Below are 26,082 nucleotides of genomic sequence, written 5' to 3'. Positions count from 1 at the left end.
GGCGGACGGGAGTGGGTCGTGCGCATACCGTGACCATCGACCGCACGTAAAACACGGGGCACCCGCCCCGCGAGGAGCATCCGCATGTCCAGCGAGTTCTTCATTCCCGACCCGGAGGGTCAGGTCCCGACCGCCGAGGGCTACTTCGGTGCCTACGGCGGCAAGTTCATCCCGGAGGCCCTCGTCGCCGCCGTCGACGAGGTCGCCGTCGAGTACGACAAGGCCAAGTCCGACCCGGAGTTCGCCCGCGAGCTCAACGACCTGATGGTCAACTACACGGGCCGCCCGAGCGCCCTCACGGAGGTGCCCCGGTTCGCCGAGCACGCCGGTGGCGCCCGGATCTTCCTCAAGCGCGAGGACCTGAACCACACCGGCTCGCACAAGATCAACAACGTGCTCGGTCAGGCCCTGCTGACCAAGCGCATGGGCAAGACCCGGGTCATCGCCGAGACCGGCGCCGGTCAGCACGGCGTGGCGACCGCCACCGCCTGTGCCCTCTTCGGCCTCGACTGCACCATCTACATGGGCGAGGTCGACACCCAGCGCCAGGCCCTCAACGTGGCCCGGATGCGGATGCTCGGCGCCGAGGTCGTCGCCGTGACGTCCGGCAGCCGTACCCTCAAGGACGCCATCAACGAGGCGTTCCGCGACTGGGTGGCCAATGTCGACCGGACGCACTACCTGTTCGGCACCGTGGCGGGACCGCACCCCTTCCCCGCGATGGTCCGCGACTTCCACCGGGTCATCGGCGTCGAGGCCCGCCGCCAGATCCTGGAGCGCGCCGGACGCCTCCCCGACGCGGCGATCGCCTGCGTCGGCGGCGGTTCCAACGCCATCGGCCTCTTCCACGCCTTCGTCCCCGACGCGGGCGTCCGCCTGATCGGCTGCGAGCCGGCCGGTCACGGCGTCGAGACCGGCGAGCACGCGGCCACCCTCACCGCAGGCGAGCCCGGCATCCTGCACGGTTCGCGGTCGTACGTCCTCCAGGACGAGGAGGGCCAGATCACCGAGCCGTACTCGATCTCGGCGGGCCTCGACTACCCGGGCATCGGCCCCGAGCACGCGTACCTCAAGGACAGCGGGCGCGGCGAGTACCGCGCGGTCACCGACGACGCGGCCATGCAGGCGCTGCGGCTGCTCTCCCGCACCGAGGGCATCATCCCGGCCATCGAGTCGGCGCACGCCCTCGCCGGGGCCATCGAGGTCGGCAAGGAGCTCGGCAAGGACGCCCTGCTCCTCGTGAACCTCTCCGGGCGCGGCGACAAGGACATGGACACGGCCGCCCGCTACTTCGGCCTGTACGACGGGGAGGGCTCCAAGTGACGACCGGCAACATCCAGCTGCTCAGCGACACCCTCGCCAAGGCGAAGGCCGAGAACCGGGCCGCGCTCATCGCGTACCTCCCGGCGGGCTTCCCGACGGTCGACGGCGGCATCGCGGCGATCAAGGCCGTCTTCGACGGCGGCGCGGACGTGGTCGAGGTCGGCCTCCCGCACAGCGACCCGGTGCTCGACGGGCCGGTCATCCAGACCGCCGACGACATCGCCCTGCGCGGCGGCGTCAAGATCGCCGACGTCATGCGGACGGTCCGCGAGGCGCACGAGGCCACCGGCAAGCCGGTCCTCGTCATGACGTACTGGAACCCGATCGACCGGTACGGCGTCGAGCGCTTCACCGAGGAGCTCGCCGCGGCCGGCGGCGCGGGCTGCATCCTGCCCGACCTGCCGGTCCAGGAGTCCGCGGTCTGGCGCGAGAACGCCGACAAGCACGGTCTCGCCACCGTCTTCGTCGTCGCGCCCAGCAGCAAGGACGAGCGGCTCGCCACCATCACGGCGGCCGGCTCCGGTTTCGTCTACGCGGCCTCCCTCATGGGTGTCACCGGCACCCGCGAGTCGGTCGGCGAGCAGGCCGCCGACCTGGTCCGCCGCACCCGCGCGACGGCCGAACCCGGCCGGGACCTCCCCGTCTGCGTCGGCCTCGGAGTCTCCAACGCCATCCAGGCCAAGGAGGTCGCCGTCTTCGCCGACGGCGTCATCGTCGGCTCGGCGTTCGTGAAGCGGATTCTCGACGCGGACGGCGACGAGACCGCGGGACTCGCCGCCGTAAGGGAACTGGCGGCCGAACTCTCCGAGGGTGTCCGGCGCGTTTCGTAACCCATTTGGGTGGATCTGGGACCGGGGAGGCGCGCACGTGCCTCCCCGGTTCGTTTCCGAGGCGTGAGCGAGAAGAACAGTGGTGACGGTAATCGGAGCGCGCGGGAGCGCCTCCAGCAGCAGCGCGAGCGCGAGAAGGCCCGCGAGAAGCAGCGGCGGATCCTGATCGTGTCGGCGGCGGTGGTCGGCGTCCTCGGCCTGGCCGCGGTCGTCGGTGTGATCGCCGCGGGCGGCGACAAGGACAGCGGATCCGACAAGGCCGGCCCGGTCGTCGCGCCGACCGGAGCGACCGAGGAGGACGGCAAGCCCGCCATTCCCACCGGGAAGGCGGACGCCCCGTCGACGCTGGCGATCTGGGAGGACTTCCGCTGCCCGGCGTGCGCCCAGTTCGAGAACGCGTTCCGGGACACGATCCACGAGCTGGAGGCCGCGGGCGCGGTCAGGGCCGAGTACCACCTCGCCACCCTCATCGACGGGAACATGGGCGGCAGCGGCTCCCTGCGCGCGGCGAACGCGGCCGCGTGCGCCCAGGACGCGGGGAAGTTCACCGCGTACCACGACACGCTCTACATCAACCAGCCGCCGGAGACGGACGACGCCTTCGGGAACAACAGCAAGCTCATCGAGCTTGCGGCGAAGGTCCCGGGGCTCGACACCCCCGCCTTCCGCAGCTGTGTCAACGACGGTACGCACGACAGCTGGGTGGCCAAGTCGAACGAGGCCTTCCAGAACGGCGGCTTCCGCGGCACACCGTCCGTCCTGCTCAACGGAGAATCGATCTTCCCGCAGAAGGGCAACGAGCAGATCTCCCCGGAGAACCTGAAGAAGTGGGTCGCCGAGGCCAACAAGGGCAAGAAGCCCGGCACGGCTTCTCCGGCCGCCCCGGCCTCCCCTTCGGCGGGCTGAGCCGCCGATTCCGCCGGGTTAGTTACCCATACGTTGCCGGGTGGGCTGCCGTCCCGCCCCCCCGGCAGGGTAGCGTCGGTCCTGCCATGGACCTTGCCTACATTCCCAGCCCGTCGACCGGCGTGATCAACCTCGGACCGATCCCGCTGCGCGGCTATGCCTTCTGCATCATCATCGGTGTCTTCGTCGCCGTCTGGTACGGCAACAAGCGGTGGATCGCCCGGGGCGGTACCGCCGGCACCGTGGCCGACATCGCCGTCTGGGCGGTGCCCTTCGGCCTCGTCGGCGGACGCCTCTACCACGTGATCACCGACTATCAGCTGTACTTCAGCGAGGGTGAGAACTGGGTCGACGCCTTCAAGATCTGGGAGGGCGGCCTCGGTATCTGGGGCGCCATCGCGCTCGGCGCGGTGGGTGCCTGGATCGGCTGCCGCCGGCGGGGCATCCCGCTCCCGGCGTACGCCGACACCATCGCTCCCGGAATCGCGTTCGCCCAGGCCATCGGCCGCTGGGGCAACTGGTTCAACCAGGAGCTGTACGGCCGCGAGACCGATCTCCCCTGGGCCCTGAAGATCACCGAGAGCGCGAACCGCGAGGCCGGGTACTACCACCCGACCTTCCTGTACGAGTCGCTCTGGTGCATCGGCGTCGCCGTGCTGGTCATCTGGGCCGACCGCCGCTTCAAGCTCGGCCACGGCCGCGCCTTCGCGCTGTACGTCGCCGCGTACTGCGCGGGCCGCGTCTGGACCGAGTACCTGCGCGTCGACGAGGCCCACCACATCCTCGGCCTGCGCCTGAACGTGTGGACCGCGATCATCGTCTTCGTGCTCGCCGTGCTCTACATGGCGATCTCGGCGCGGATCCGCCCGGGCCGCGAGGAGATCGTGGAGCCGAAGGCCGCCAAGGACACCGCAGCGAAGTCCGAGGACGCCGACGAGACGGACGCCCCGAAGAACGGGCCGAAGGACGGCGAGTCCGAGGACGCCGCTCCGGACACCGACACCGACACCTCCGACGAGGACGAGAACGAGGACGTGGAGCACGGGGCCGACAACGGCGCCGGGTCCGCCGCCAAGAGCTGATCCCCCTGTAGCCGGTCGAAGGGCCGTCGGGACCGAGAGGTCCCGGCGGCCCTTTCGCATGCCCGGGTACGGGCGTCGGGGGTACGGGTGTCAGGCCGTCCGGGCCGCGAGGGCGAGGACCCGGTGGGCGCCCTCCACCACGGCCGCATCGACGAAGCGCCCGTCCGGGAGGGCGAGCGCGCCCCGCTCGGTCCCGGCCGCCGCGACGACCTCCCGCGCCGCGTCGATCTCCTCCCGGGTGGGGAGGTAGGCGCGCTCGATGACCGGGAGCTGGCGGGGGTGGATCGCCGCCCGGCCGAAGAAGCCCAAGGCCCGGCCCCGGGCGCAGCCGGCGGCCAGCGCGTCCAGGTCGCCGATGTCCGGGTGGACCGACTGGGCCGGGGGCGGGAGGGCGGCCGCGCGGGCCGCGACCACCACCCGGCCGCGCGGCCAGTCGAGGCCGCTGTCCTCCCGTAGCCCCAGGTCGGCGCGGAGATCGGCCTCGCCGAGCGCGATGCCGCGCACGGCGGGGTGGGCGGTGGCGATGGCGTACGCGTGCTCCACGGCGAGGGCGTTCTCCAGGAGCGGGTAGAGGGGGAGGCCGGGGGCGAGTTCGGCGATCCGGTGGATGTCAGTGGCGTGTGTCACCTTGGGTACACGAAGACCGCGGAGGCCGGGGAGGAGGGCCAGGGTGGGGATGTCGCGCGGGGTGTGGACGCGGACGTGGATCGGGACGGGGTGGGAGTCGCCGAGCAGATCGACCGTGGCGTCGAGGGCGTACGCCTTGCGGTGCGGGGCGACCGCGTCCTCCAGGTCGACGATCACGACGTCGGCGCCGGAGGCCAGAGCCTTGCGGACGATCTCGGGACGATCGCCCGGGGCGTACAGCCAGGTGAGAGGGGTGCGGGGGGCGGCCAGGGGTCGATCCGTGCCGTGCGCGCGGGCCAGGGCGGCGCTCCTCACGTCACTCACTTCACTCACGTTGCTCATACCGCTCCCTGCTCGCGGAGGGTGCCGATCTCCGCGGGGCTGAGGCCGAGTTCGGAGAGGACGGCGGTGGTGTCGGCGCCGTGGGGGCGGCCGGGCCAGCGGATGGCTCCGGGCGTCTCGGAGAGGCGGAAGAGGACGTTCTGCATCTTGATCGGGCCGAGTTCGGGGTCCTGCACCTCGGTGACGGTGCCGAGCGCCCGGTACTGCGGATCGGCGACGACGTCCCGGATGTCGTAGACCGGGGCGATCGCCGCCTCCGCCTTCTCGAAGGCCGCCATCGCCTCGTCCCGGGTGTGGCGGGCGATCCACGAGCCGACCGCCTCGTCCAGGACGTCCGCGTTCTCGGCCCGGCCCGTGCCGTCGGCGAACCACGGCTCGTCGATCAGCTCCGGACGGCCGACGAGCCGCAGCACCCGCTCGGCGATCGACTGGGCGGACGTGGAGACGGCGACCCAGGAGCCGTCGGAGGTCCGATACGTGTTGCGCGGGGCGTTGTTGCGGGAGCGGTTGCCCGTGCGGGGCTGGACATAGCCGAGTTGGTCGTACCAGAGGGGGTGGGGCCCGATGACCGCGAGCATCGGTTCGATGATCGCCATGTCGACGACCTGGCCGCGACCGGTCGTCGTCCTCGCGGTGAGCGCCGTCATCACGGCGTACGCCGTGGCCAGGGCGGCGATCGAGTCGGCCAGGCCGAAAGGGGGCAGGGTGGGCGGGCCCTCGGGCTCGCCGGTGATGGCGGCGAAACCGCTCATCGCCTCGGCGAGGGTGCCGAAACCGGGGCGGTGGGCGTACGGGCCGAACTGGCCGAAGCCGGTGACCCGGGCGAGGACCAGACGCGGGTTGACGGTGGAGAGCTCCTCCCAGCCCAGACCCCAGCGTTCCAGGGTGCCGGGGCGGAAGTTCTCCACGATCACGTCGGCGTCGGCGGCGAGCGCGAGGAGGGTGTCGCGGCCGCCGGGGGACGACAGATCGAGGGTGATCGCCCGCTTGTTGCGGCCGAGGACCTTCCACCAGAGACCGATGCCGTCCTTGGCGGGGCCGTGGCCGCGGGACGGGTCGGGCTTGCGGGGGTGCTCGACCTTGACGACGTCGGCGCCGAAGTCGCCGAGCATCGTGGCGGCGAGCGGGCCGGCGAAGAGGGTCGCGAGATCCAGGACGCGCAGGCCGTGCAGGGGTGCTTGGGGCGGGGGAGTGGCGGTGGGTGCCGTGGGGGTGTGCGGCGTGGGCGTCATACGCGGTCGGTCTCCCTCTTGTCCTCGTCCTCGTTCTCGTCGAGGGAGCCGAAGGCGGCCTCGATCTCGGCGCGGTACGGCATCGACGTCGACGCGCCCTCGCGCTGGACGGAGAGCGCGGCGGCGGTCCCCGCCCAGGCGAGGGCCTCGGGCGCGGGGCGGCCCTCGCCGAGGGCGACCGCCAGTGCGCCGACGAAGGTGTCACCGGCCCCGGTGGTGTCCACGGCCCGGACGCGGGGCGCGGGCACCGTCACCGGATCGGCGCCGCGTACCGCGTACAGGCTGCCGGCCGCCCCGAGGGTGACGACCACCTCGGGGACGTCCCGGAGCAGGGCAAGGGCGGCCTCGCGGGGGTCGGTCAGGCCGGTGAGCGCGGCGGCCTCGTGCTCGTTGGGGACCAACAGGTCGATGGAGGCGAGGAGCTCGGGAGGAAGTGGCTGGGCGGGGGCGGGGGTGAGGACGGTGCGGACGCCGAGGCGGCGGGCGGTCGCTGCGCCCTCCACGACGACGGACAAGGGGAGTTCGAGCTGGAGGAGCAGGGCGTCGGCGGTGCCGATGAGGGCCTCGTCGCCGTGGCTGAGGGAGGTGACGGTGCCGTTCGCGCCGGGGACGACGACGATCGCGTTGCCGCCCTCGTCGTCGACGACGATGTGGGCGGTGCCGGAGGCGCCCTCGGAGGTGCGCAGGAGGTCGGTGTCCACCGAGCAGTGCTCCAGTGTGGCCCGGAGTCGGGCGCCGAAGTCGTCCGCGCCGACGGCGCCGATCATCGACACCTCGCCGCCGGCGCGGGCGGCGGCGACGGCCTGGTTGGCGCCCTTGCCGCCCGGGATCGTACGGAAGGAGCGGCCGGTGACGGTCTCGCCGAGGGCCGGGGCCTTCGGGACGTAGGCGACGAGGTCCATGTTGGTGCTGCCGAGTACGACGATGCTGGTCATGGGCGTACTGCCTCCAGGTGGGTCAGTTCGGCCAGGGTGTCGAAGCCGATGCCGTCGAAGGACGGGACCGAGGTCGCGAGACGGTTCTTGAGGGGGGAGGTCCAGCGCTCGGGCAGCCGGTCCGGGTGCCCCGCGAGCAGCCCGGCGACCGAACCGGCGGTGGCGCCGTTGGAGTCGGTGTCCCAGCCGCCGGAGACCGCCGCGCAGATGGAGCGGGTGAAGTCGCCGTCGGCGTGGGTGAGGGCGGCGGCGAGCAGAGCGGCGTTGGGGACGGCATGCACCCAGTGGTACCCGCCGAGTTCGGCGTGCAGGCGGTCGACCACGGTGTCGAAGTCGGCGCCCTCGGAGTGTGCGGTGCGGGCGAGTCCGATTCCCCGGCGGACGGCCTGTGAGAGGCGGGAGCGCGGGGGGATCACGGCGAGTCCCTCGGCGAGCGCCTGATGGACGTCGGCGGTGCCGGTGGCGGCGGTGGCGAGGGTGGCGGCGACGAACATGGCGCCGTAGACGCCGTTCGCGGTGTGGGTGAGGGTGGCGTCCCGGTACGCCTGCTCGGCGGCGGCGACCGGGTCGCCCGGGTGCGTCCAGCCATGGACGTCGGCCCGGATCTGGGCGCCGATCCACTCGCGGAACGGGTTGCGGTGGACGGCGGTCAGCGGGGGTTCGATCCCGTCGAGGAGATTGCGGTAGGCGACGCGCTCGGCCGTGAAGGTGCGGCCGGCGGGAAGTTCGTCGAGCCAGAGGCGGGCGACGTCGGCGGTGCTGAAGTCGCGACCGTAGCGCTGGAGGAGCAGCAGGTTGAGGAGGGGGTAGTTGAGGTCGTCGTCCTCGGGCATCCCGTCGATGTTCTCGGCGAGGGAGGTGGGGGCGGAGCGGCGGTTCCAGGGGTGGGCGGCGAGCAGCTCGGGCGGGACGCCGCGGGCGGTGAACCAGGTGGAGAGGGGCCAGTTGCCGGTGGCGCGGGCGAGGGCGCGGATGGCGGACAGGGGGAGTTTCTCGACAGGTTTGCCGAGGAGACAGCCGGCGGCGCGGCCCAGCCAGGCGGCGTGCAGTCGGTTGCGCAGGGCGTCGCTCTCCCCCACCCCGCCCCTTCCCGAAACCCTGACGGGACCGGGGGCTCCGCTCCCGAAGCCCCGGGTACCCTGCGCTGCGCGCGGGAAGCCGCAATCCGGCAACGGGCCTGCGGGAGAGACGGTGTGGGGGGCCGTCAGTTTCTGGATCTCGGGGAGGGGGGTCGGTTCGCTGTCCGACAGGGGGGTCGGGAGGGATGCCAGGGTGTCCAGGAGTTCCTCTGCCAGGGGGCGGAGGTCCGGGCGGGGGGCGACGGAAGCCCCGGCCGTTTCCGGGGCGGGCCGACCGCCCGCCGCCGCCCAGCGGGCCGCGAGGGCGCGCGCGTCGCGGCCGTCCTCCGACGCCTGGCGGAGTTCGTGGCCCAGGAGGTCCTCCGGCTGGACCCACGTCAGGCGGAGGTTCATCGGTCGGCCGCGCTCGTCAGGGTCGTGAACGCCGACTCGTGGGCTCGGCGGCGTGCCAGGTCCTGAGCGAAGATCTCGTGGGTCACCTGCGTCAGGGCCCTCGCCGGGGCGTGGAGGTCCAGACGACTTGCCTCCGCCACCTGCTTCGCCCACTCGGACGGCACCGCCGGCTCCCCGTGCAGCGCGCCCACGATCGCGCCCGCCATCGTGGCGATCGAGTCGCAGTCACGGCCGTAGTTGACGGAGCCCAGGACCGTACGCCGGAAGTCGCCCTCTCCGACCAGCAGCATCCCGAGGGCGATCGGGAGTTCCTCGATCGCGTGGAGACGGGACGGGCGCCGGGCGCCCAGGCCCGGCGCGCGGTAGTCGGGGCCCACCGAGTCGAAGGGGGCCACCGCCTTGCGGAGCGGGCTCAGCGCCGACTCGAAGTCCCGGTGCCGTGAGGCCACTTCCGCCACCGCCTCGATCGCCGCCCGCGTCCCGTCCTTCGCCAGCGCCAGGGCCGTATCGACCACCGACGACGGTGTGGCGCCCGGCACGCACGCCGCCGCCACCGCCGCCGCGAACACGCCCGCCGCCTCTCGGCCGTACGAGGACTGGTGCGCGCCCGCGACGTCGAGGGCCTCGGCGTACGCGGCCTCCGGGTGGGCGGCGTTGACGAGCCCGACCGGCGCCATGTACATCGCGGCGCCGCAGTTGACGATGTTGCCGCTGCCGGCCTCCCGCGGGTCCACATGGCCGTAGTGGAGGCGAGCCACCAGCCACTTCTCGGCCAGGAAGATCCGCTGGAGCGGGAGGGCCTCCGCCTCCAGTTCGGGGATCCAGACGGGGGAGCCCATCAGGTCGGGGACGAGATGGTCCGCGACCGCGTACGCGTCCAGGTGGCCGCGGACCTTCTCGTACACCCGGATCAGCGCATGGGTCATCAAGGTGTCGTCGGTGACGTGCCCGTCGCCCTTGTGGTACGGGGCGATGGGGCGGGCGGTGCGCCACTCGCCGCCGTTCCAGGGGCCGACGATCCCGGTGACGCGGCCGCCGTGGCGTTCCACGATCTGCTCGGGGGTGTAGCCCTCGACGGGGCCGCCGAGCGCGTCGCCGACGGCGGCCCCGAGGAGACTTCCGGTGATCCGGTCATCCAGCGTGGGTGTCACTGGGGGTGCCACTGTGGGTGTCATGTCGGAATTGTCCACCCGGGGTGGCCGGTTCCGTGGCTGCGAGCAGCCCGGCGAGTTCGACCAGATCCGTGCCCGCGAGCCGGGGCAGCGCGCAGCCCGCCAGCGTCCGGCACGCCTCGCGCCAGGTCGCCGGCACCGAACGGCCCCCGCCCAGCGCCCCGGTGAGCGCGCCCGCCAGGGCGGGGGCGGAGTCGGCGACCCGGGAGAGACAGACGGCGGCCGGGACGGCGGCCGCCGTCTCGCCCCGGGCGGCGGTGGCGAGCGCGAGCGCCACCGGGACGGTCTCGGCGGCGGCGATGCCGTAGCTGTACACGTGGTCCACGATCTGGTGCTCCAGGAGCGGGACCAGTTCGAAGGCCGAACCGGCGGTCTGGGCCAGCTTCACCGCGTACCGGGCGTTGCGGCCGATCTCGGTGACGGGCGGGAGTTCGGCGAGCGCCGCCTCGACGGCCTCGTCGACCGTCGCCCCGCCGAGCGCCGCCGCGACGGCCGCCGCCATGGCGCGGGCGCCGTGGACTCCGTCACCGTCCTGGGTGTACCGGGCGTCGAACTCGGCGAGTTGGGCGGCGGCGCGGGGGTCGCCGGGGTGGGCGACGGCCAGGACGACGGCCCGGACGCAGGCGGCGTCGTCGAAGAAGTGCGGGTTGTCGTGGCCGGTGGCGGGCGGCCGCAGACCGGTGGCGAGATTGCCGAGGCCGGCGCGGACGGAGATCCGGGCGCGGAGCGGGAGCACGGCGGACTCGACCTCGGGGGCGCGGTCCGCGGCGGCGGCGACCTGTCCGGCGAGGGCGTTCCAGGCGAGGTCGACGGCGGCGCGGAGACGGCGCTCCGGGGGGAGTCCGGTGAAGACCGGGCCGGAGGCGGTGAGGATCGCCTCGGCGGTGAAGGCCGCCCACTCGGCGTCGTCGGAGGGGCCGAGACGGAGGGGCTCGGGGGGCTGGTTGAGGGCGATGGGGACGGGGAGGGTGGTCGTGGCGTTCTGCTCGGCGAAGGTGTCGAGCTCGCGGGTGAGACGGCGGGTCCACTCGGGCATGCGGGCGGCGCGGTGCCTGGCGGCGGGCCATCCGGCGGCGTCGCCTGCGGCCAGGCCGAGGAGGAGGCCCTCGACTGCGTCGCGGTCGGCTCTGGCCTGTGCGGCCGGCGTGGGGTGTTCGACCGGGACCTGGTGGGCGGCTCCCCATGAACCGGTGCCGTGGGGCGGGGCGGGAGCCTGTGGTGCGAGGTCCAGTACGTCCGTGACCGGCACCGATGGGAGGTCCCGCGGCGCGAGGTCCAGCGAGTCGGCGTCCGGCACCGGCGCCGCCAGGTCCTGGTGGGCGCCGAGCAGGGGGCCGGTATCCGGCAACGGGTGCTGTGCCCGCCCTCCCCCAGACTCCGTCCGGGGGTGCCCCGACCGCCCTGCGGAACGATTGCCCACAGCGGCGGGGTCGTTGCCCACAGCAGCTGCAGCAGCAGCAGTCGTCGTGTCACCGCTCATCAGGACTCTCCGTCCGGGGTCAGGAGGTCTGCCACGTCCAGGACGTGGTAGCCGCGCATGGAGGGGAGGCAGCTGCCCGTGACCGGGGTGATGGCCGAGGCCCACTCCTCGGGGATCGACCGCAGTCCGCCGGCCGCACCGGCCAGCGCGCCCGCCACCGCCGCCGTGGTGTCGGCGTCGCGGCCCATGTTGACGGCCGTCAGGACCGCCGTACGGAAGTCGCCCCGCGCCGCCGCGAAGGCGCCGAACGCCAGGCCCACCGCCTCCGGGGCCAGGTCCGTCCACGGGTAGCCGCCGATGACGACAGCCGAGCGGACCTGGCGTTCGCGGGTGAGCGGGTCCGGCTGGACGCGCTGGGCCGCGACCACCGCGCGGCGCAGCGAGCGGGCCGTCCACGAGTCCATCGGGACGGCCGAGAGCGCCGCCGCGATCACCGAGGTCACGCCCGCCCCGGCCATCGCGGCCGCGACGCCCGCCGCGACCGCCTGGCCTCCGTAGATGCCCTCGCCGTCGTGGCTGACGCTGCCGTCGATCGCGACGAGGCGGGCCGCCTCCGCGGGGCGGCCGGCCGCGAACACCCCGAAGGGCGCCGCCCGCATGGCGAGACCGTCGCTCCAGGCGTGCCGATGCTGGGCGGAGATCGGCGCGGCGAGGCCCCGTCGGAGGTTCTCCAGGGTGCCGCGCTCCGAGAAGCCCGCGCCGCGGAACGGGCCTTCGTCGAGGTCGGCGATCCAGTGGTGCCAGGCCCGTTCGACGTGGTGGACGGTGAGCGCCGAGCCGTGCCGGGCGAGGAGCAGCGCCGAGAAGATGGCGTACTCGGTGTCGTCGGTGCCCGCCGGGCTGTCCGTCACGAAGCCCTCGATCCGGCCCCAGCGGCGACGGATCTCGGAGGGCCGCATGTTCTCGGCGGGCGCGCCGAGCGCGTCGCCTACGGCGAGGCCGAGCAGTGCCCCTCTCGCCCGTTCGCGCGTGTCGCATGCCGTGGTGGTCACCATGGTTCGTGGCCCCTTCCTCGGTGGGGGCGCATCGATGGCGCCCCGATGCCTGGATCTGTGCCACCACGGGCCGCGAACTCGCCGAAGAAACGTCTCTGTCACCCGCCTGACACCACGCCAGAACCCGGTTCACGCAGCAAGGCACGCCTTAGTAAGTACGGCCTGCCTTGCTGGCGGGCCCCTTACATCGCGCGTATTTTCGAGGGTGTTGGGGGCGGCGGGTGCAACCCGGCCCGCCGGAACGAGGGGAGAGCCATGTCCATCATCGAAGCTCAGGCGCCACTGCACGAGGCCCACCGCGACAACCACACGCACCGCGACGTGAACGGCGGTTGGCTGCGTCCGGCGGTGTTCGGCGCGATGGACGGACTCGTGTCCAACCTCGCCCTGATGACCGGTGTCGCCGGCGGCGCGGTCTCCACGCAGACCGTCGTCATCACCGGCCTCGCCGGACTCGCGGCCGGTGCCTTCTCCATGGCGGCCGGCGAATACACCTCCGTCGCCTCGCAGCGCGAACTCGTCCAGGCCGAACTGGACGTCGAGCGCCGCCAGTTGCGCAAGCACCCGATCGACGAGATGGAAGAGCTCGCCGCGCTCTACGTCTCCCGCGGCGTCGAGCCCGCGCTCGCCCGCGAGGTCGCGATGCAGCTGTCGAAGGACCCCGAGCAGGCCCTGGAGATCCACGCCCGGGAGGAGCTCGGCATCGACCCGGACGACCTGCCGTCGCCGATGGTCGCCGCGGTCTCGTCCTTCGGCTCGTTCGCGCTCGGCGCGCTGCTCCCCCTGCTCCCGTATCTGCTCGGGGCGACCGCGCTCTGGCCCGCCGTGCTGCTCGCGCTGGTCGGACTCTTCGCCTGCGGTGCCCTCGTGGCCCGGGTGACCGCCCGCGGCTGGCTCTTCAGCGGACTGCGCCAGCTCGTCCTCGGCGGTGCCGCCGCGGCCGTCACGTACGGCCTCGGCGTGCTCCTCGGGGCCGCGTTGTAGCCCGCGGGGCCGGTGCGGATTCCGTACCTCCGCAGAAGACCGAGAGGCTCCCAAAGGGGATCTCTCGGTCTTTTCGTGGCCCCTTTTCGGGACGTAAGCCCCGGAACGGCTGTGACGTATATCCCTGGTCCGATCCGCCGCAGCGATGAGACACTATGCAGGACGCCACATATGTAGCCGGTTACTCGGCGGTTTCGAACCCATGACCAACGGGAATGAGGCATGAGCGTCGCTGGGCAATGAAGCCCACACAGTGACGGGTCGCCGAAAACCCGGAGATCCTCCGGATCACTTCGATCCGTCCCCGCGGGGCAGGCCTCTGACCTCGCAAACCACAGGTGAACCCACACCACCGCTCCGTGTCGGTGGTGTCCGCATGCTGGAACGAGCTATCCACTTAGCGAGAAGCCAGCCATGATGTAACCTGCACGAAATTTCGCGGAGGGCCAACGTCGTCCCTCGGCAGTAGCTCCCCCAGACGTCGTCTGGGAGGTGCCCCCAGCCACGACGACGACGGGAGAGCCGATGCGTTCCGACGCCTGGTCGCCCATGGACGGTCGCCCTGCTCCGCAGGGGATGTACGACCCCCGTAACGAACACGACGCCTGTGGTGTCGGGTTCGTGGCCACCCTCACCGGTGTAGCCAGCCACGCGCTGGTCGAGCAGGCGCTGACCGTACTGCGCAACCTCGAGCACCGCGGCGCCACCGGCTCCGAGCCCGACTCCGGTGACGGCGCCGGCATCCTGTTCCAGGTCCCGGACGCCTTCCTCCGCGAGGCCGCCGGATTCGACCTTCCCGAAGCCGGCGCGTACGCCGTCGGCATCGCCTTCCTCCCCGAGGACGGCACCGACGAGACCGCCGCGAAGATCGAGACGATCGCCGCCGACGAGGGCCTGAACGTCCTCGGCTGGCGTGAGGTCCCCGTCGCCCCCGAGCTGCTCGGCGCCTCCGCCCGCTCCACCATGCCGGTCTTCCGCCAGCTCTTCGTCTCGGACGCGGCCGGCGACGCCACGGGCATCGCGCTGGACCGCAAGGCCTTCGTCCTGCGCAAGCGCGCCGAGCGTGAGGCCGCGACGTACTTCCCGTCGCTCTCCGCCCGCACCATCGTCTACAAGGGCATGCTGACCACCGGCCAGCTGGAGCCCTTCTTCCCGGACCTGTCGGACCGCCGCTGCGCCACCGCCGTGGCCCTGGTCCACTCCCGGTTCTCCACCAACACCTTCCCGAGCTGGCCGCTGGCCCACCCGTACCGCTTCGTCGCCCACAACGGTGAGATCAACACCGTCAAGGGCAACCGGAACTGGATGACCGCCCGCGAGGCCCAGCTCGACTCCACGGTCTTCGGCGGCGAGGGCAAGGACCTCTCCCGGATCTTCCCGATCTGCACCCCGGACGCCTCCGACTCGGCCTCCTTCGACGAGGTCCTGGAGCTGCTCCACCTCGGCGGCCGCTCCCTGCCCCACGCGGTCCTGATGATGGTCCCGGAGGCGTGGGAGAACCACGAGACGATGGACCCGGCCCGCCGCGCGTTCTACCAGTACCACTCCACGATGATGGAGCCCTGGGACGGCCCGGCCTGCGTCACCTTCACCGACGGCGTCCAGGTCGGCGCGGTCCTCGACCGCAACGGTCTGCGCCCCGGCCGCTACTGGGTCACCGACGAGGGCCTCGTCGTCCTCTCCTCCGAGGTCGGCGTCCTCGACATCGACCCCGCCAAGGTCGTCCGCAAGGGCCGCCTCCAGCCCGGCAAGATGTTCCTCGTCGACACCGCCGAGCACCGCATCGTCGAGGACGACGAGATCAAGGCCGCCCTCGCCGCCGAGAACCCGTACGCGGAGTGGCTGGAGACCGGCGAGATCGAGCTCTCCGACCTCCCCGAGCGCGAGCACATCGTGCACACCCACGCCTCGGTCACCCGCCGCCAGCAGACCTTCGGCTACACCGAGGAAGAGCTCCGCGTCATCCTCGCCCCGATGGCCCGCACCGCCGGCGAGCCCCTCGGCTCCATGGGCACGGACTCGCCGATCGCGGCCCTGTCCGCCCGCCCGCGGCTGCTCTTCGACTACTTCACCCAGCTGTTCGCGCAGGTCACCAACCCGCCGCTCGACGCCATCCGCGAAGAGCTCGTGACCTCGCTGCGCTCCTCGCTCGGCCCCCAGGGCAACCTGCTTGAGCCGACCCCCGTGTCGTGCCGCAGCGTCACCCTGCCCTTCCCGGTGATCGACAACGACGAGCTGGCCAAGCTCATCCACATCAACGCCGACGGCGACATGCCCGGCATGAAGGCCGCGACCCTCTCCGGCCTCTACCGGGTCTCCGGCGGCGGCGAGGCCCTCGCCGCCCGCATCGACGCGATCTGCGCCGAGGCCGACACCGCCATCGAGGGCGGCGCCCGCCTCATCGTGCTCTCCGACCGGCACTCCGACGCCGAGCACGCGCCGATCCCCTCGCTGCTGCTCACCGCGGCCGTCCACCACCACCTCATCCGCACCAAGCAGCGCACCAAGGTGGGTCTGCTCGTCGAGGCCGGTGACGTCCGCGAGGTCCACCACGTCGCCCTGCTCATCGGCTACGGCGCCGCGGCGGTCAACCCGTACCTCGCCATGGAGTCCGTCGAGGACCTGGTCCGCGCCGGCACCTTCATCGAGGGCCTGGAGCCCGAAGAGGCCATCCGGAACCTGATCTACGCCCTCGGCAAGGGCGTCCTCAAGGTCATGTCCAAGATGGGCATCTCCACCGTCGCCTCCTACCGCGGCGCCCAGGTCTTCGAGGCCGTCGGCCTCGACGAGACCTTCGTCGCCACGTACTTCAACGGCACGGCCACCAAGATCGGCGGCGCCGGTCTCGACGTCGTCGCCAAGGAGGTCGCCGCCCGCCACGCCAAGGCGTACCCCGTCTCCGGCGTCCCCTCGGCGCACCGCGCCCTGGACATCGGCGGCGAGTACCAGTGGCGCCGCGAGGGCGAGCCGCACCTGTTCGACCCGGAGACCGTCTTCCGCCTGCAGCACGCCACGCGCAACAAGCGGTACGACATCTTCAAGCAGTACACGGACCGGGTGAACGAGCAGTCCGAGCGGCTGATGACGCTCCGCGGCCTCTTCGGCTTCACCTCGGACCGTCCCGCGATCTCGATCGACGAGGTCGAGTCGGTCGCCGAGATCGTCAAGCGCTTCTCCACCGGCGCCATGTCGTACGGCTCCATCTCGCGCGAGGCCCACGAGACCCTCGCCGTCGCCATGAACCAGCTGGGCGCCAAGTCCAACACCGGTGAGGGCGGCGAGGACCCGGACCGCCTCTACGACCCGGCCCGCCGCTCCGCGATCAAGCAGGTCGCCTCCGGCCGCTTCGGCGTCACCAGCGAGTACCTGGTCAACGCCGACGACATCCAGATCAAGATGGCCCAGGGCGCCAAGCCCGGCGAGGGCGGCCAGCTGCCCGGCCACAAGGTCTACCCGTGGGTCGCCAAGACGCGTCACTCGACGCCCGGCGTCGGCCTCATCTCGCCGCCGCCGCACCACGACATCTACTCCATCGAGGACCTGGCTCAGCTGATCCACGACCTCAAGAACGCCAACCCGGTCGCCCGCATCCACGTGAAGCTGGTCTCCGAGGTCGGCGTCGGCACGGTCGCCGCCGGTGTCTCCAAGGCCCACGCGGACGTCGTCCTCATCTCCGGCCACGACGGCGGTACGGGCGCCTCGCCGCTCACCTCCCTCAAGCACGCCGGTGGTCCCTGGGAGCTCGGCCTCGCCGAGACGCAGCAGACCCTGCTGCTCAACGGCCTGCGCGACCGCATCGTCGTCCAGACCGACGGCCAGCTCAAGACCGGCCGCGACGTCGTCATCGCCGCGCTGCTCGGCGCCGAGGAGTTCGGTTTCGCGACCGCGCCGCTCGTCGTCTCCGGCTGCGTCATGATGCGCGTCTGTCACCTGGACACCTGCCCGGTCGGCATCGCCACCCAGAACCCCGCCCTGCGCGACCGGTTCTCCGGCAAGGCCGAGTACGTCGTCAACTTCTTCGAGTTCATCGCCGAAGAGGTCCGCGAGATCCTCGCCGAGCTGGGCTTCCGCACCATCGAAGAGGCCGTCGGCCACGCCGAGCTGCTCGACACCAGCCGCGCCGTCACGCACTGGAAGGCGCAGGGTCTCGACCTGGAGCCGCTCTTCTACGTGCCGGAGCTGCCCGAGGGCGCGGTCCGCCACGCCCTGATCGAGCAGGACCACGGTCTGGAGAAGGCCCTCGACAACGAGCTGATCCAGCTCGCCGCCGAGGCCCTCAACGCCGCCTCCGCCGAGGAGGCCCAGCCGGTCCGCGCCCAGGTCGCCATCCGCAACATCAACCGCACGGTCGGCACCATGCTCGGCCACCAGGTGACGAAGAAGTTCGGCGGCGCCGGCCTCCCGGCCGACACCATCGACATCACCTTCACCGGCTCCGCGGGCCAGTCCTTCGGCGCCTTCCTGCCGAGCGGTGTCACTCTCCGCCTGGAGGGCGACGCCAACGACTACGTCGGCAAGGGCCTCTCCGGCGGCCGGGTCGTCGTCCGCCCCGACCGGGGCGCCGACCACCTCGCCGAGTACTCGACCATCGCGGGCAACACCATCGGGTACGGCGCGACCGGCGGCGAACTGTTCCTCCGCGGCCGCACCGGCGAACGCTTCTGCGTCCGCAACTCCGGCGCCCTGGTCGTCTCGGAGGGCGTGGGCGACCACGGCTGCGAGTACATGACCGGCGGTACGGCGGTCGTCCTCGGCGAGACCGGACGCAACTTCGCGGCCGGCATGTCGGGCGGTGTCGCCTACGTCGTCGACCTCGACCGGGACAACGTCAACTCCGGCAACCTGGGCGCGATCGAGGCCCTGTCGGACACCGACAAGGCGTGGCTGCACGACGTCGTGCGCCGCCACCACGAGGAGACCGGCTCCACGGTCGCCGAGAAGCTGCTCGCCGACTGGGCCGTGAACGCGGACCGGTTCAGCAAGATCATCCCCACCACGTACAAGGCAGTGCTCGCCGCCAAGGACGCCGCTGAGCTCGCCGGTCTCTCCGAGGCCGAGACCACCGAGAAGATGATGGAGGCGGCGACCCATGGCTGACCCCAAGGGCTTCCTGACCACCGGTCGCGAGGTCGCCAAGACCCGCCCCGTGGGCGAGCGTGTCAGGGACTGGAACGAGGTCTACGTTCCCGGCTCCCTGCTGCCGATCATCAGCAAGCAGGCCGGCCGCTGCATGGACTGCGGCATCCCGTTCTGCCACAACGGCTGCCCCCTCGGGAACCTGATCCCCGAGTGGAACGACTACGCCTACCGCGAGGACTGGTCGGCGGCGCAGGAGCGCCTGCACGCCACCAACAACTTCCCGGAGTTCACCGGCCGTCTGTGCCCGGCACCGTGCGAGTCCGCGTGCGTGCTCGGCATCAACCAGCCGGCCGTCACCATCAAGAACGTCGAAGTCTCCATCATCGACAAGGCGTGGGACGCCAACGACGTCAAGCCGCAGGCGCCCGAGCGCCTCTCCGGCAAGACCGTCGCCGTCATCGGCTCCGGTCCGGCGGGTCTCGCCGCCGCCCAGCAGCTGACCCGGGCCGGCCACACCGTCGCCGTCTACGAGCGCGCGGACCGCATCGGAGGACTCCTCCGGTACGGCATCCCCGAGTTCAAGATGGAGAAGCGGCACATCAACCGCCGCATCGAGCAGATGCGCGCGGAGGGCACCAAGTTCCGCACGGGCGTCGAGATCGGCCGCGACATGCCGGCGACGGCGCTCCGCAACCGCTACGACGCGGTCGTCATCGCCGCCGGCGCCACCACCGCCCGCGACCTGCCCGTCCCGGGCCGCGAGCTCTCCGGCATCCACCAGGCCATGGAGTACCTGCCGCTGGCCAACAAGGTCGTCGAGGGTGACTTCGTGGCCCCGCCGATCACCGCCGAGGGCAAGCACGTCGTCGTCATCGGCGGCGGCGACACCGGCGCCGACTGCGTCGGTACGGCCCACCGCCAGGGCGCGGCCTCCGTCACGCAGCTGGAGATCATGCCCCGGCCGGGCGAGGACCGGGCGGCCGGCCAGCCCTGGCCGACCTTCCCCATGCTGTACAAGGTCACCTCCGCGCACGAGGAGGGCGGCGAGCGGGTCTACTCCGTCTCCACCACCCACTTCGAGGGCGACGAGGACGGCAACGTGCAGTTCCTCCACCTCGTCGAGGTCGAGTTCGTCGCCGGCAAGCTGACCCAGAAGCCGGGCACGGAGCGCAAGATCCCCGCCCAGCTGGTCACGCTCGCGATGGGCTTCACCGGCACGGACGTGGAGAACGGCCTGGTCGCCCAGTTTGGTCTGGACCTCGACGAGCGGGGTAACATCGCCCGAGACGCGGACTTCGCCACCAATGTCGATGGCGTGTACGTCGCCGGCGACGCCGGCCGCGGTCAGTCGCTCATCGTCTGGGCCATCGCCGAGGGCCGCTCGGCCGCCCGAGGCGTGGACCGCTACCTGACCGGAGCCAGCTCCCTGCCGGCCCCGATCCGCCCGACGGACCGTTCGCTGATGGTCTGATCCGACCGGATCACCCCGAAAACGTCCCGTACAACGACGTACGGAACTGAGCGCGGCGCCCCCCGAATGTCCCCGACCGGACGACTGGGTGGGCGCTGTTGCGCGTGCGGACGTGGACAGCGGGTCAGGCGGTCGGGCCCGGGAAGATCCAGGTGATCAGCGAGGCGGCCGATACGGCGAGGACGCCGACGAGGCCCATCCAGCGGGCCCAGGAGGTCATGCGCCGTACAGTTCTGGCCCGCCGCCGCTCGTACCGCAGGAGGTACTCCGCCCCCGACCGCAGCTTCTTCCCCGGGCGCTCGTGGACGGCCGAGACCATCAGCCAGGACGCAAGGAGCAGCAGCAGGAACGCCCCGGTGAGCAGCCCGATCACCCACCACCTCGGGCCGGTCGTCATCTTGCTCAGGTTCTCCTGCCCTTTGAGCACGAAGACGACGGTGAGCAGCCCGGTGAGCGTGGTCAGGAAGTTCCGGTACCCCTCCGCCTGATGCAGCGCCGCCCGCAGCTGCTCGGGCGGGGTCGCCATGGCCCGTACGCGGTTGTCGGCGTCCCGCAGTTCCGCGGCGGTGAACTCGTTCACAGCGAAAGGCCCTGCGGCGGGAGCGCGATCCAGAACGAGGTACCGCAGCCGTCGGGGACCTCGGCGGGCCGGTTCACGTGCCAGGTGGGGCAATGACACTGGGCGAACTTCGGCTCACCGTTGTCGAACGCGTGCTTGTCCGGTGCGGACGGGCCCTTGGCGACGTACTGGATGTCCCTCCACTCCCGGGTGGTCACACACCGGCACTCGGGACACTCGCCGGTGGCCTCCGTGCGGCCGGTTCCGTCGTTCTGCCAGAGGAAGGTGGTGACGGGCTGGGTGAGGGGGAGATCCTTGGGGCGGTAGGGGGTGGCGGAACTCATGAGCTGCGGTCTCCGATGGCGGGAAGGGTGAGGTCGAAAAGGCGGTCGTACCTGCTCAGCCGGTCCAGGACCTGCGTCTCGGAGAGGTCCGTCTCCTCGGCGCACAGGGTGATGTGGTCGGGGTCGACGGCGCCCTCGAGAGCGGGGCCACGCCCGGTCAGGCGGGCCGTGAGCACGATGACGTCGCGCCAGTCGGGCACGAGGTCCCGCTCGGCGCCGACCGGCTCCTGGACCGTGACGTCGAGCCCGAGGCAGCGGAAGGGTGCGTAGCGCTCGTACGTCTCCGCGAGCGTCCGGTCGAACCGGCCGGCGACGAGGACGAGTTCGAGGGGCCCGAGGGTGCCGGCGCCGAGCAGGCCGTCCTCGAAGGCCGTCAGGTCGAACTCGTCGGGGGTGAAGTCCTTGAGGAGGTCGGCGTCGGGGCCGGTGAAGGGGCCCGGGAGGACCGGCCCGCCGAACGGCTGGAAGGCGAGGACGGTGCGGACGGTCTCGCCGAGGCTGCTGCCCGGGGCAAGGGCATGCCTCAGGAGGCGTTGCCACGTGAGTGTGGCCGCGAACGCCATTCTCCCGCTGGTTACCGGCGGGAAGAGCAAACCGATCCTGGCGATCGGGGGCAGCGACCGGAGCGATTCCGGGAGGTCGACGACCTTCAGGGGGAGGGGCAGCGGGAGCGCCGCGATCAGCTCGGCCTGAGCAGCCAGGGTGGTGCGTTCCCGGGCGGCGAGGTGGATCAGCGGCTCCAAGGCGAAACCGTCCGCGTCGAGGTCCCATCGAACCAGGCCGCGGGCCGAGTTCGGCCGCACGAGAAGGAGCAGCCGTTCGAGCCGAGGGTCCTCGGCGATCTGCTGGGCGTTCGCTCCGACGAGGTCGAAACAGCCGGCGGCGAGGACACCACAGGCATCCAGGTGCTGTAGATCCTGCTCTGCCGATTCGACGGCGGGCGGCGACTGGTGGAGCGCCGTGACGACACGCCAGGGGCCGATGGGGCCGGGATTCTCCTCAGGGCCGGGAAGGAGGCCACGGATCCACGGAGGCGCCGTCCAGTCGGCGGCCCCGTCGGGTACCGGGGGTGCCGACACGCCGGTGGCGGCGGCGAGGCTGTTGATCCGTGCCGCCACGCGACCGACCGGGATGTTCATGGTCGCGGAGCGCGCGAGGACGTCCAGCATGGTGAGCGGAGCGGTGACCCAGGGAGGCTCGCCGTCGATCCTCTGTGAGAGGAGGCGGCGCTCTTCGCCGCTCAGGGCCCGATGGCCGAGCGTCGCGTCGGAGACCCCGGGGCCCAAGGAGAATCCCAGTTCCTTCAGCTGCTCGATCCGCTCGACGAAGTGCTCGCGCTGCGCGACGGACGGGGCCCGCACCAGGAGGTCGACCGGGTGGACGACCCCCTCCTGCCAGGACTGCAGCCTGTGCCGTGGATACCGTTCCTCGGAAGTGGCCAGTGTGCTGACCTCGGTCTCCGAGACGACGCCCACGGAGACCCGGGGCGCGTCCTCCCAAGAGGGCAACGGCACGGTGCGGGTCAGTTCCCGCACAGAGGAAAGCGCCTCGGCCAGGGTGATGCCGTGGTCGAGGGCGATCACCAGGAGCGGGGCGAAGACGGCGGGGCTCGGGGTTGCGCGCCCGGCACCGAAACGACTCACGGCATCGTGGATGTGGGCGAGGTCGGCCATCACCAAGGTCGGGAAGACCTCTCTCAACGCGCGGACCTCGGGGACCTCCGGCACGTGCACCCCGGCGACGGCGAAGCGGCGCTGAGCACGCACGCTCACGGCGAGGGACTCGCCCGTCAGTGCGGACGCGCGGAGGGCCGCCGCCCAGGAACCGTTGAGCGTGCGGGTGGCGAAGAGCAGGGTGTCCAGGCCGATGGGTTTGGGGTATCCGTCCGGGGCGAAGAGGTCGTCCCTCTGGCGTTCCACCCCGAGGGAGGAGAGCCTCCAGCGATGCAATGCCGTCCCTGCGTACACCCCGCCGCTTTCGTATGGGTGGTTGTAGGTATTGCGGTGCATCACCATGCGGTCCGACGGCAGGCAGCCCACGTCGCGCAGGCGAAGGGTCGGCGAGGCGAGGCTGTGCTCCTCGTGCGTCGTGTGCAGGACCCCCACCGCGTCCTCGTCGAGTGAGTCGAAGATCTTCACCGCCAGCTTCGGTTCGCTCAGGGCGAGGTCCCACAGCCAGCGCAGCGACACCTCCTCGAACGCGCCGACGGCCTCGGGAACGGCCGCGAGGAGGCGGCGTTCCACGCCCTCCTCGTCGTAGTCGATCAGCCCGTTGCGGTCCACCGTCGGGACCGGCTGGTCGCGTTCGCGCAGGTTGAAGACGTAGCCGTCGACTTCCGGCGCGTTCCTGATCACCACGCCGTCCAGGAGGAGCCGGCCCTTGCCCTGGGTGAGCCACGCGTCCTTCCCCGCTCTGGCCGGTGAGGCCGGCCAGTCCTCCGAGGGGTGGAGCTCGCCCGGCGTCCACTCCGCAGAGCGGATCCGGTCGCCTTCACGGTCCAGTTCCACCGCCGTCACCCGGTGGTCGCTCACCCACAGCAGCTTCCGCAGCGTCTGCACCAGGGACGGCGGTGTCTCGCCGTCCGCGCTCAGGTAGAGGCGGACCACCGTGCCGCCGCGTTCCGGGGCGGTGGGGGCCTCGACGATCTCCAGGAGGCCCGAGCCGGACTGGATGGTGGCCTGGAGCGGGGCCTCCGTGCGGGACGGGTTGCCGTGGAGGTCGATGGTGGAGGTGGTGACCACGACCTCCTCGGCCAGCATGAAGTAGCTGAACACACCGATGCCGAAACGGCTGTTGAAGGGGATCGGCTCGATGCCCGCGCGCCGCCAGTTCCGGCGCTCCTGGACGAAGTCCGGGTCCTGCTCGTACCGCTTGCCGGCGCGGGCGAACATCGAGGTGAGCTTCCGGCGGCTCATGCCGGTTCCCGTGTCGCGGCACTCGATGTACGGACGGTCCTCGTCGTCGTACCCCTGGACGAAGGTGATCTCCGGATCCGGGCCCTTCGCCCCGCACTTGCTCAGCCGCTGCCCGTACGCGACGCGCAGCTGCCGGTGGCGGCAGGCGTCCAGGGCGTTCTGGTACAGCTCCCGGACGGCGAGCATCTTGTCACCGTACAGCTGGGTGCCCATGAGCAGCGGGCGGATCTCGTCCTCGGCGAGCCGGAAGCGTTCCAGCGGTTTCGTGTACTGCTGTTCCAGCGGCTCCAGGAACTCCGTGGTCACCTTGCGCGGGATGCCGCGCAGCAGGTCGGGGGCGTTCGTGCGCGCCTCCTTCCAGCCCTTGTGGCGCGCCCGGACCGACGCGTCGGCGGTCGCGGCCAGCTCCTCCACGGCCGCGTGCAGCGCGGGGTGCGGGCAGAGGAAGTTGACCGCCAGGTCGTACCCGCCGCTGCCGCCGGTCCCCGTGTGCTCGCCAGGGGGGTCGAGGCGGTACTCGGAGAGGGCCGCGATGACGTCCGACGGCACGAGGCGGCGGTGGGCGCCCAGATGGTCGACGAGGACGCTGGACATGCGCCGGGGGTCCGCGGCGAGGAGGGAGGCCAGCCAGACGAGATACGCGAGGTCACGGGCGCGCCACGCGTTGCCGGGCACCGCGGGGTGCTCGCTCCAGCGGAGTTCGCCGCTGTCGTCGATGCGGGGGCTGCTGCCGGGCGCGACGGTGACGTGGGCCAGGACCTGACGCAACTGACGACTGATCAGGGTCAGGCTTCGTGCGGTGAGTTCGCCGGCGGATCCGACGGCGACGGCGCCGACCACCATGTCGATCAGGTGGTCGACCGCCGCGTAGTCGCCCGTACGGTCCCACAGACGGTCCCAGTCGGCGATGAAACGGTGCCGCAGCCAGTGGTCGGCCGCTGTGGCCGCTTCGGGGAGGTGGCGTCGACGCAGTGTCTCGGCCGCCAGACTGACCTGCGAGTGCGCCCGGGACACGTCCCGTGCGGCGTCGCACACCAGGTGGTCGTGCGGGGTGACGGCGTCCCGTCCCCGGCCGTCCTCGCGCCGGTCGATCCGGTCCGGCCGCAGGGCCGCCAGCTCGCTCAGGGCGATGGCGACGACGCCCTCGTGCAGCAGGGGAGCGGCGAGCAGCGCCGCGGTCTCGGCGGGGGAGAGGCGTTCGGGGCCGGTGAGGCGGGCGGCCTCGACCAGGCTGCCGAGGCGCTCCACGACCCGGATCGGGTACTCCGGATCGCTCCACGGGGTGGCCAGGGCCGAGTCCGTGACGAGGCGGCTCTTCGCGACCTCGCGCGCCAGGTCGGCGAGCTTCTCCTTGACCCGCTCGTGCGTGCCGGCCTCGTGCGAGGTGTGCTGCCAGAGCGCGGAAGCGTCGATGGCCTCGGCCCAGCGCTCGGTCACCCGGGAGCCCCGGCAGAGGACCAGCCGGTCACCGAGGCCTTCCACGCAGTGGAAGTCGACCGTCGGCGGGGCTTCGGTGAGCCGGGAGGTGAGCCGCTTGACCCGGTCCCGGACGAAGGCGTGGACCTCCCTGAAGGTCTTCGGGGGACTGTTGCGGGACAGGGCCTCGGAGAGGGCGATGCCGAAGTGACTGCCCTTCTCGGGGTCGGCGTAGGCCGGCTGTCCGCGTCCGCTCGCGCGCAGCCACGCCACGTCGAGGTGGGAGGAGGTCGCGAGGGGCGTCTCGCGGGAGTCCGCCGGTGAGGGCGGCTGGTCGGTACGGCACGTGTCGAGGCAGAGGACGACCGTGACGCCGTCGGGTACGGGGCCGAGCAGGACCTCGGGGCTGACCTCGAGAGTGGTCTGCGCGATCAGGGAACCGTCGGCGCGGGGCCGTGTGTCCGAGGTGATCAGGTACTCGCGCTCGCCGACGGTCACCCCGTGGCAGGAGACGTACAGGAAGGCGGTGTCGCCGGCCTCGCAGGAGAGGAGGAACTCCTCCACGGCGCTCACGATCGAGCCGACGCTCGTGTCCTGCCGTTCCGGGAGGCGGTGGCCGGGGTGCAGCGCTTCGACCGTGTAGCCGGACTCGGCGAGGGCGTCCCCGACCAGTTCGACGTCCCGGTCGACGAAGCCGAGCGGGGGGAAGCGGCGGGAGAGGGTGTCGTCCCGTTCCAGGAACGCGGTGCGGCCCACTCCGATGAGCAGCGCCCGTCGCCTGCCGGTCTCCGGCTCCTCGGTCGTGTCCGCCGGCGCGGCCGTCGTCGAGCTCACCCGTACCCCCAACTCCCCTGTGTGGCGCCCCTGGAAGGACATGATTCCAGAACGTCCGGCCGGGCTCGGGGCCCCGGGGTGATG

Annotated in this window: 17 protein-coding genes; 7 read left to right on the top strand and 10 right to left on the bottom strand. The window is 72.0% G+C overall.

Annotation, left to right across the window (positions count from 1 at the left end):
* The first annotated feature begins 84 nt into the window (after positions 1-84).
* The 4 genes from trpB to lgt all read left to right on the top strand — a co-directional run bounded on the left by trpB (position 85) and on the right by lgt (position 4,141).
* On the top strand, positions 85-1,323 hold the full coding sequence (gene trpB / locus OG462_RS13310) for a tryptophan synthase subunit beta (RefSeq protein ID WP_406057591.1): 1,239 nt from the start codon (positions 85-87) through the stop codon (positions 1,321-1,323).
* Entirely contained in the window at positions 1,320-2,153 is an 834-nt protein-coding gene (gene trpA, locus OG462_RS13305; RefSeq protein ID WP_406057589.1) for a tryptophan synthase subunit alpha, read from the top strand. Before trpB ends, trpA begins: the two co-directional genes overlap by 4 nt.
* Before the next feature lie 63 nt (positions 2,154-2,216).
* Positions 2,217-3,059 (top strand): DsbA family protein, encoded by an 843-nt coding sequence (locus OG462_RS13300; RefSeq protein ID WP_406057587.1) that lies wholly within the window; start codon positions 2,217-2,219, stop codon positions 3,057-3,059.
* 86 nt (positions 3,060-3,145) lie between these two features.
* Complete coding sequence (lgt, locus tag OG462_RS13295; protein WP_406057585.1) at positions 3,146-4,141, top strand: prolipoprotein diacylglyceryl transferase; 996 nt, start codon at positions 3,146-3,148, stop codon at positions 4,139-4,141.
* Between the two features lie 90 nt (positions 4,142-4,231).
* Here lgt and OG462_RS13290 read toward each other — a convergent pair whose 3' ends face one another.
* From OG462_RS13290 to OG462_RS13260, 7 genes are all read right to left on the bottom strand, one after another.
* The gene (locus OG462_RS13290; protein WP_406066524.1) at positions 4,232-5,068 is read right to left on the bottom strand and encodes an HpcH/HpaI aldolase/citrate lyase family protein; all 837 of its coding nucleotides are present in this window, start codon (positions 5,066-5,068) and stop codon (positions 4,232-4,234) included.
* A gap of 38 nt (positions 5,069-5,106) precedes the next feature.
* Positions 5,107-6,342 carry a CaiB/BaiF CoA transferase family protein gene (locus tag OG462_RS13285; protein ID WP_406057583.1) on the bottom strand — a complete coding sequence of 412 codons (1,236 nt, stop codon included), beginning with the start codon at positions 6,340-6,342 and terminating at the stop codon, positions 5,107-5,109.
* On the bottom strand, positions 6,339-7,277 hold the full coding sequence (rbsK, locus tag OG462_RS13280) for a ribokinase (RefSeq protein WP_406057581.1): 939 nt from the start codon (positions 7,275-7,277) through the stop codon (positions 6,339-6,341). Before rbsK ends, OG462_RS13285 begins: the two co-directional genes overlap by 4 nt.
* The gene (locus OG462_RS13275) at positions 7,274-8,749 is read right to left on the bottom strand and encodes an ADP-ribosylglycohydrolase family protein (RefSeq protein ID WP_406057579.1); all 1,476 of its coding nucleotides are present in this window, start codon (positions 8,747-8,749) and stop codon (positions 7,274-7,276) included. Before OG462_RS13275 ends, rbsK begins: the two co-directional genes overlap by 4 nt.
* Positions 8,746-9,924 carry an ADP-ribosylglycohydrolase family protein gene (locus OG462_RS13270; protein WP_406057577.1) on the bottom strand — a complete coding sequence of 393 codons (1,179 nt, stop codon included), beginning with the start codon at positions 9,922-9,924 and terminating at the stop codon, positions 8,746-8,748. Before OG462_RS13270 ends, OG462_RS13275 begins: the two co-directional genes overlap by 4 nt.
* On the bottom strand, positions 9,881-11,269 hold the full coding sequence (locus OG462_RS13265; RefSeq protein WP_406057575.1) for an ADP-ribosylglycohydrolase family protein: 1,389 nt from the start codon (positions 11,267-11,269) through the stop codon (positions 9,881-9,883). Before OG462_RS13265 ends, OG462_RS13270 begins: the two co-directional genes overlap by 44 nt.
* A gap of 131 nt (positions 11,270-11,400) precedes the next feature.
* Entirely contained in the window at positions 11,401-12,396 is a 996-nt protein-coding gene (locus tag OG462_RS13260) for an ADP-ribosylglycohydrolase family protein (RefSeq protein ID WP_406057573.1), read from the bottom strand.
* A 255-nt stretch (positions 12,397-12,651) separates the two neighbouring features.
* On the opposite strand from OG462_RS13260, the gene OG462_RS13255 reads away from it, so the two are divergent.
* The 3 genes from OG462_RS13255 (at position 12,652) to OG462_RS13245 (ending at position 19,930) form a co-directional block, all read left to right on the top strand.
* On the top strand, positions 12,652-13,380 hold the full coding sequence (locus OG462_RS13255; protein WP_406057571.1) for a VIT1/CCC1 transporter family protein: 729 nt from the start codon (positions 12,652-12,654) through the stop codon (positions 13,378-13,380).
* 525 nt (positions 13,381-13,905) lie between these two features.
* Positions 13,906-18,477, top strand: a complete 4,572-nt coding sequence (gene gltB / locus OG462_RS13250; protein ID WP_406057569.1) for a glutamate synthase large subunit — start codon at positions 13,906-13,908, stop codon at positions 18,475-18,477.
* The gene (locus tag OG462_RS13245; RefSeq protein WP_406057567.1) at positions 18,470-19,930 is read left to right on the top strand and encodes a glutamate synthase subunit beta; all 1,461 of its coding nucleotides are present in this window, start codon (positions 18,470-18,472) and stop codon (positions 19,928-19,930) included. Before gltB ends, OG462_RS13245 begins: the two co-directional genes overlap by 8 nt.
* A 124-nt stretch (positions 19,931-20,054) precedes the next feature.
* On the opposite strand, the gene OG462_RS13240 is transcribed toward OG462_RS13245, so the two are convergent.
* The 3 genes from OG462_RS13240 to OG462_RS13230 are packed head-to-tail and all read right to left on the bottom strand — an operon-like array spanning position 20,055 to position 26,040.
* Positions 20,055-20,510, bottom strand: coding sequence for a hypothetical protein (locus OG462_RS13240; RefSeq protein WP_406057565.1), 456 nt, complete (start codon positions 20,508-20,510; stop codon positions 20,055-20,057).
* Positions 20,507-20,833: a hypothetical protein gene (locus OG462_RS13235; protein ID WP_406057563.1), complete on the bottom strand. Its 327-nt coding sequence runs from the start codon at positions 20,831-20,833 to the stop codon at positions 20,507-20,509. Before OG462_RS13235 ends, OG462_RS13240 begins: the two co-directional genes overlap by 4 nt.
* A complete protein-coding gene (locus OG462_RS13230) occupies positions 20,830-26,040 on the bottom strand; it encodes a caspase family protein (protein ID WP_406057561.1) in 5,211 nt (1,736 codons plus the stop codon). The genes OG462_RS13235 and OG462_RS13230 overlap by 4 nt, the downstream gene beginning before the upstream one ends.
* Between the last annotated feature and the right edge of the window lie 42 nt (positions 26,041-26,082).

The sequence above is a fragment of the Streptomyces sp. NBC_01077 genome (genome assembly GCF_045162855.1).
GTDB lineage: Bacteria > Actinomycetota > Actinomycetes > Streptomycetales > Streptomycetaceae > Streptomyces.
The sequence above is the reverse complement of the archived record's forward strand: the minus strand, read 5'-3'. Positions and strand labels throughout refer to the sequence as shown.

What these genes read in the sequence shown, in the direction of transcription:
- trpB (WP_406057591.1), top strand. Translation starts at nt 85, where the DNA reads ATGTCCAGCGAGTTCTTCATTCCCGACCCGGAGGGTCAGGTCCCGACC.
- lgt (WP_406057585.1), top strand. Translation starts at nt 3,146, where the DNA reads ATGGACCTTGCCTACATTCCCAGCCCGTCGACCGGCGTGATCAACCTC.
- OG462_RS13285 (WP_406057583.1), bottom strand. Translation starts at nt 6,342, where the DNA reads ATGACGCCCACGCCGCACACCCCCACGGCACCCACCGCCACTCCCCCG.
- rbsK (WP_406057581.1), bottom strand. Translation starts at nt 7,277, where the DNA reads ATGACCAGCATCGTCGTACTCGGCAGCACCAACATGGACCTCGTCGCC.
- OG462_RS13275 (WP_406057579.1), bottom strand. Translation starts at nt 8,749, where the DNA reads ATGAACCTCCGCCTGACGTGGGTCCAGCCGGAGGACCTCCTGGGCCAC.
- OG462_RS13270 (WP_406057577.1), bottom strand. Translation starts at nt 9,924, where the DNA reads ATGACACCCACAGTGGCACCCCCAGTGACACCCACGCTGGATGACCGG.
- OG462_RS13260 (WP_406057573.1), bottom strand. Translation starts at nt 12,396, where the DNA reads ATGGTGACCACCACGGCATGCGACACGCGCGAACGGGCGAGAGGGGCA.
- OG462_RS13255 (WP_406057571.1), top strand. Translation starts at nt 12,652, where the DNA reads ATGTCCATCATCGAAGCTCAGGCGCCACTGCACGAGGCCCACCGCGAC.
- gltB (WP_406057569.1), top strand. Translation starts at nt 13,906, where the DNA reads ATGCGTTCCGACGCCTGGTCGCCCATGGACGGTCGCCCTGCTCCGCAG.
- OG462_RS13245 (WP_406057567.1), top strand. Translation starts at nt 18,470, where the DNA reads ATGGCTGACCCCAAGGGCTTCCTGACCACCGGTCGCGAGGTCGCCAAG.
- OG462_RS13235 (WP_406057563.1), bottom strand. Translation starts at nt 20,833, where the DNA reads ATGAGTTCCGCCACCCCCTACCGCCCCAAGGATCTCCCCCTCACCCAG.
- OG462_RS13230 (WP_406057561.1), bottom strand. Translation starts at nt 26,040, where the DNA reads ATGTCCTTCCAGGGGCGCCACACAGGGGAGTTGGGGGTACGGGTGAGC.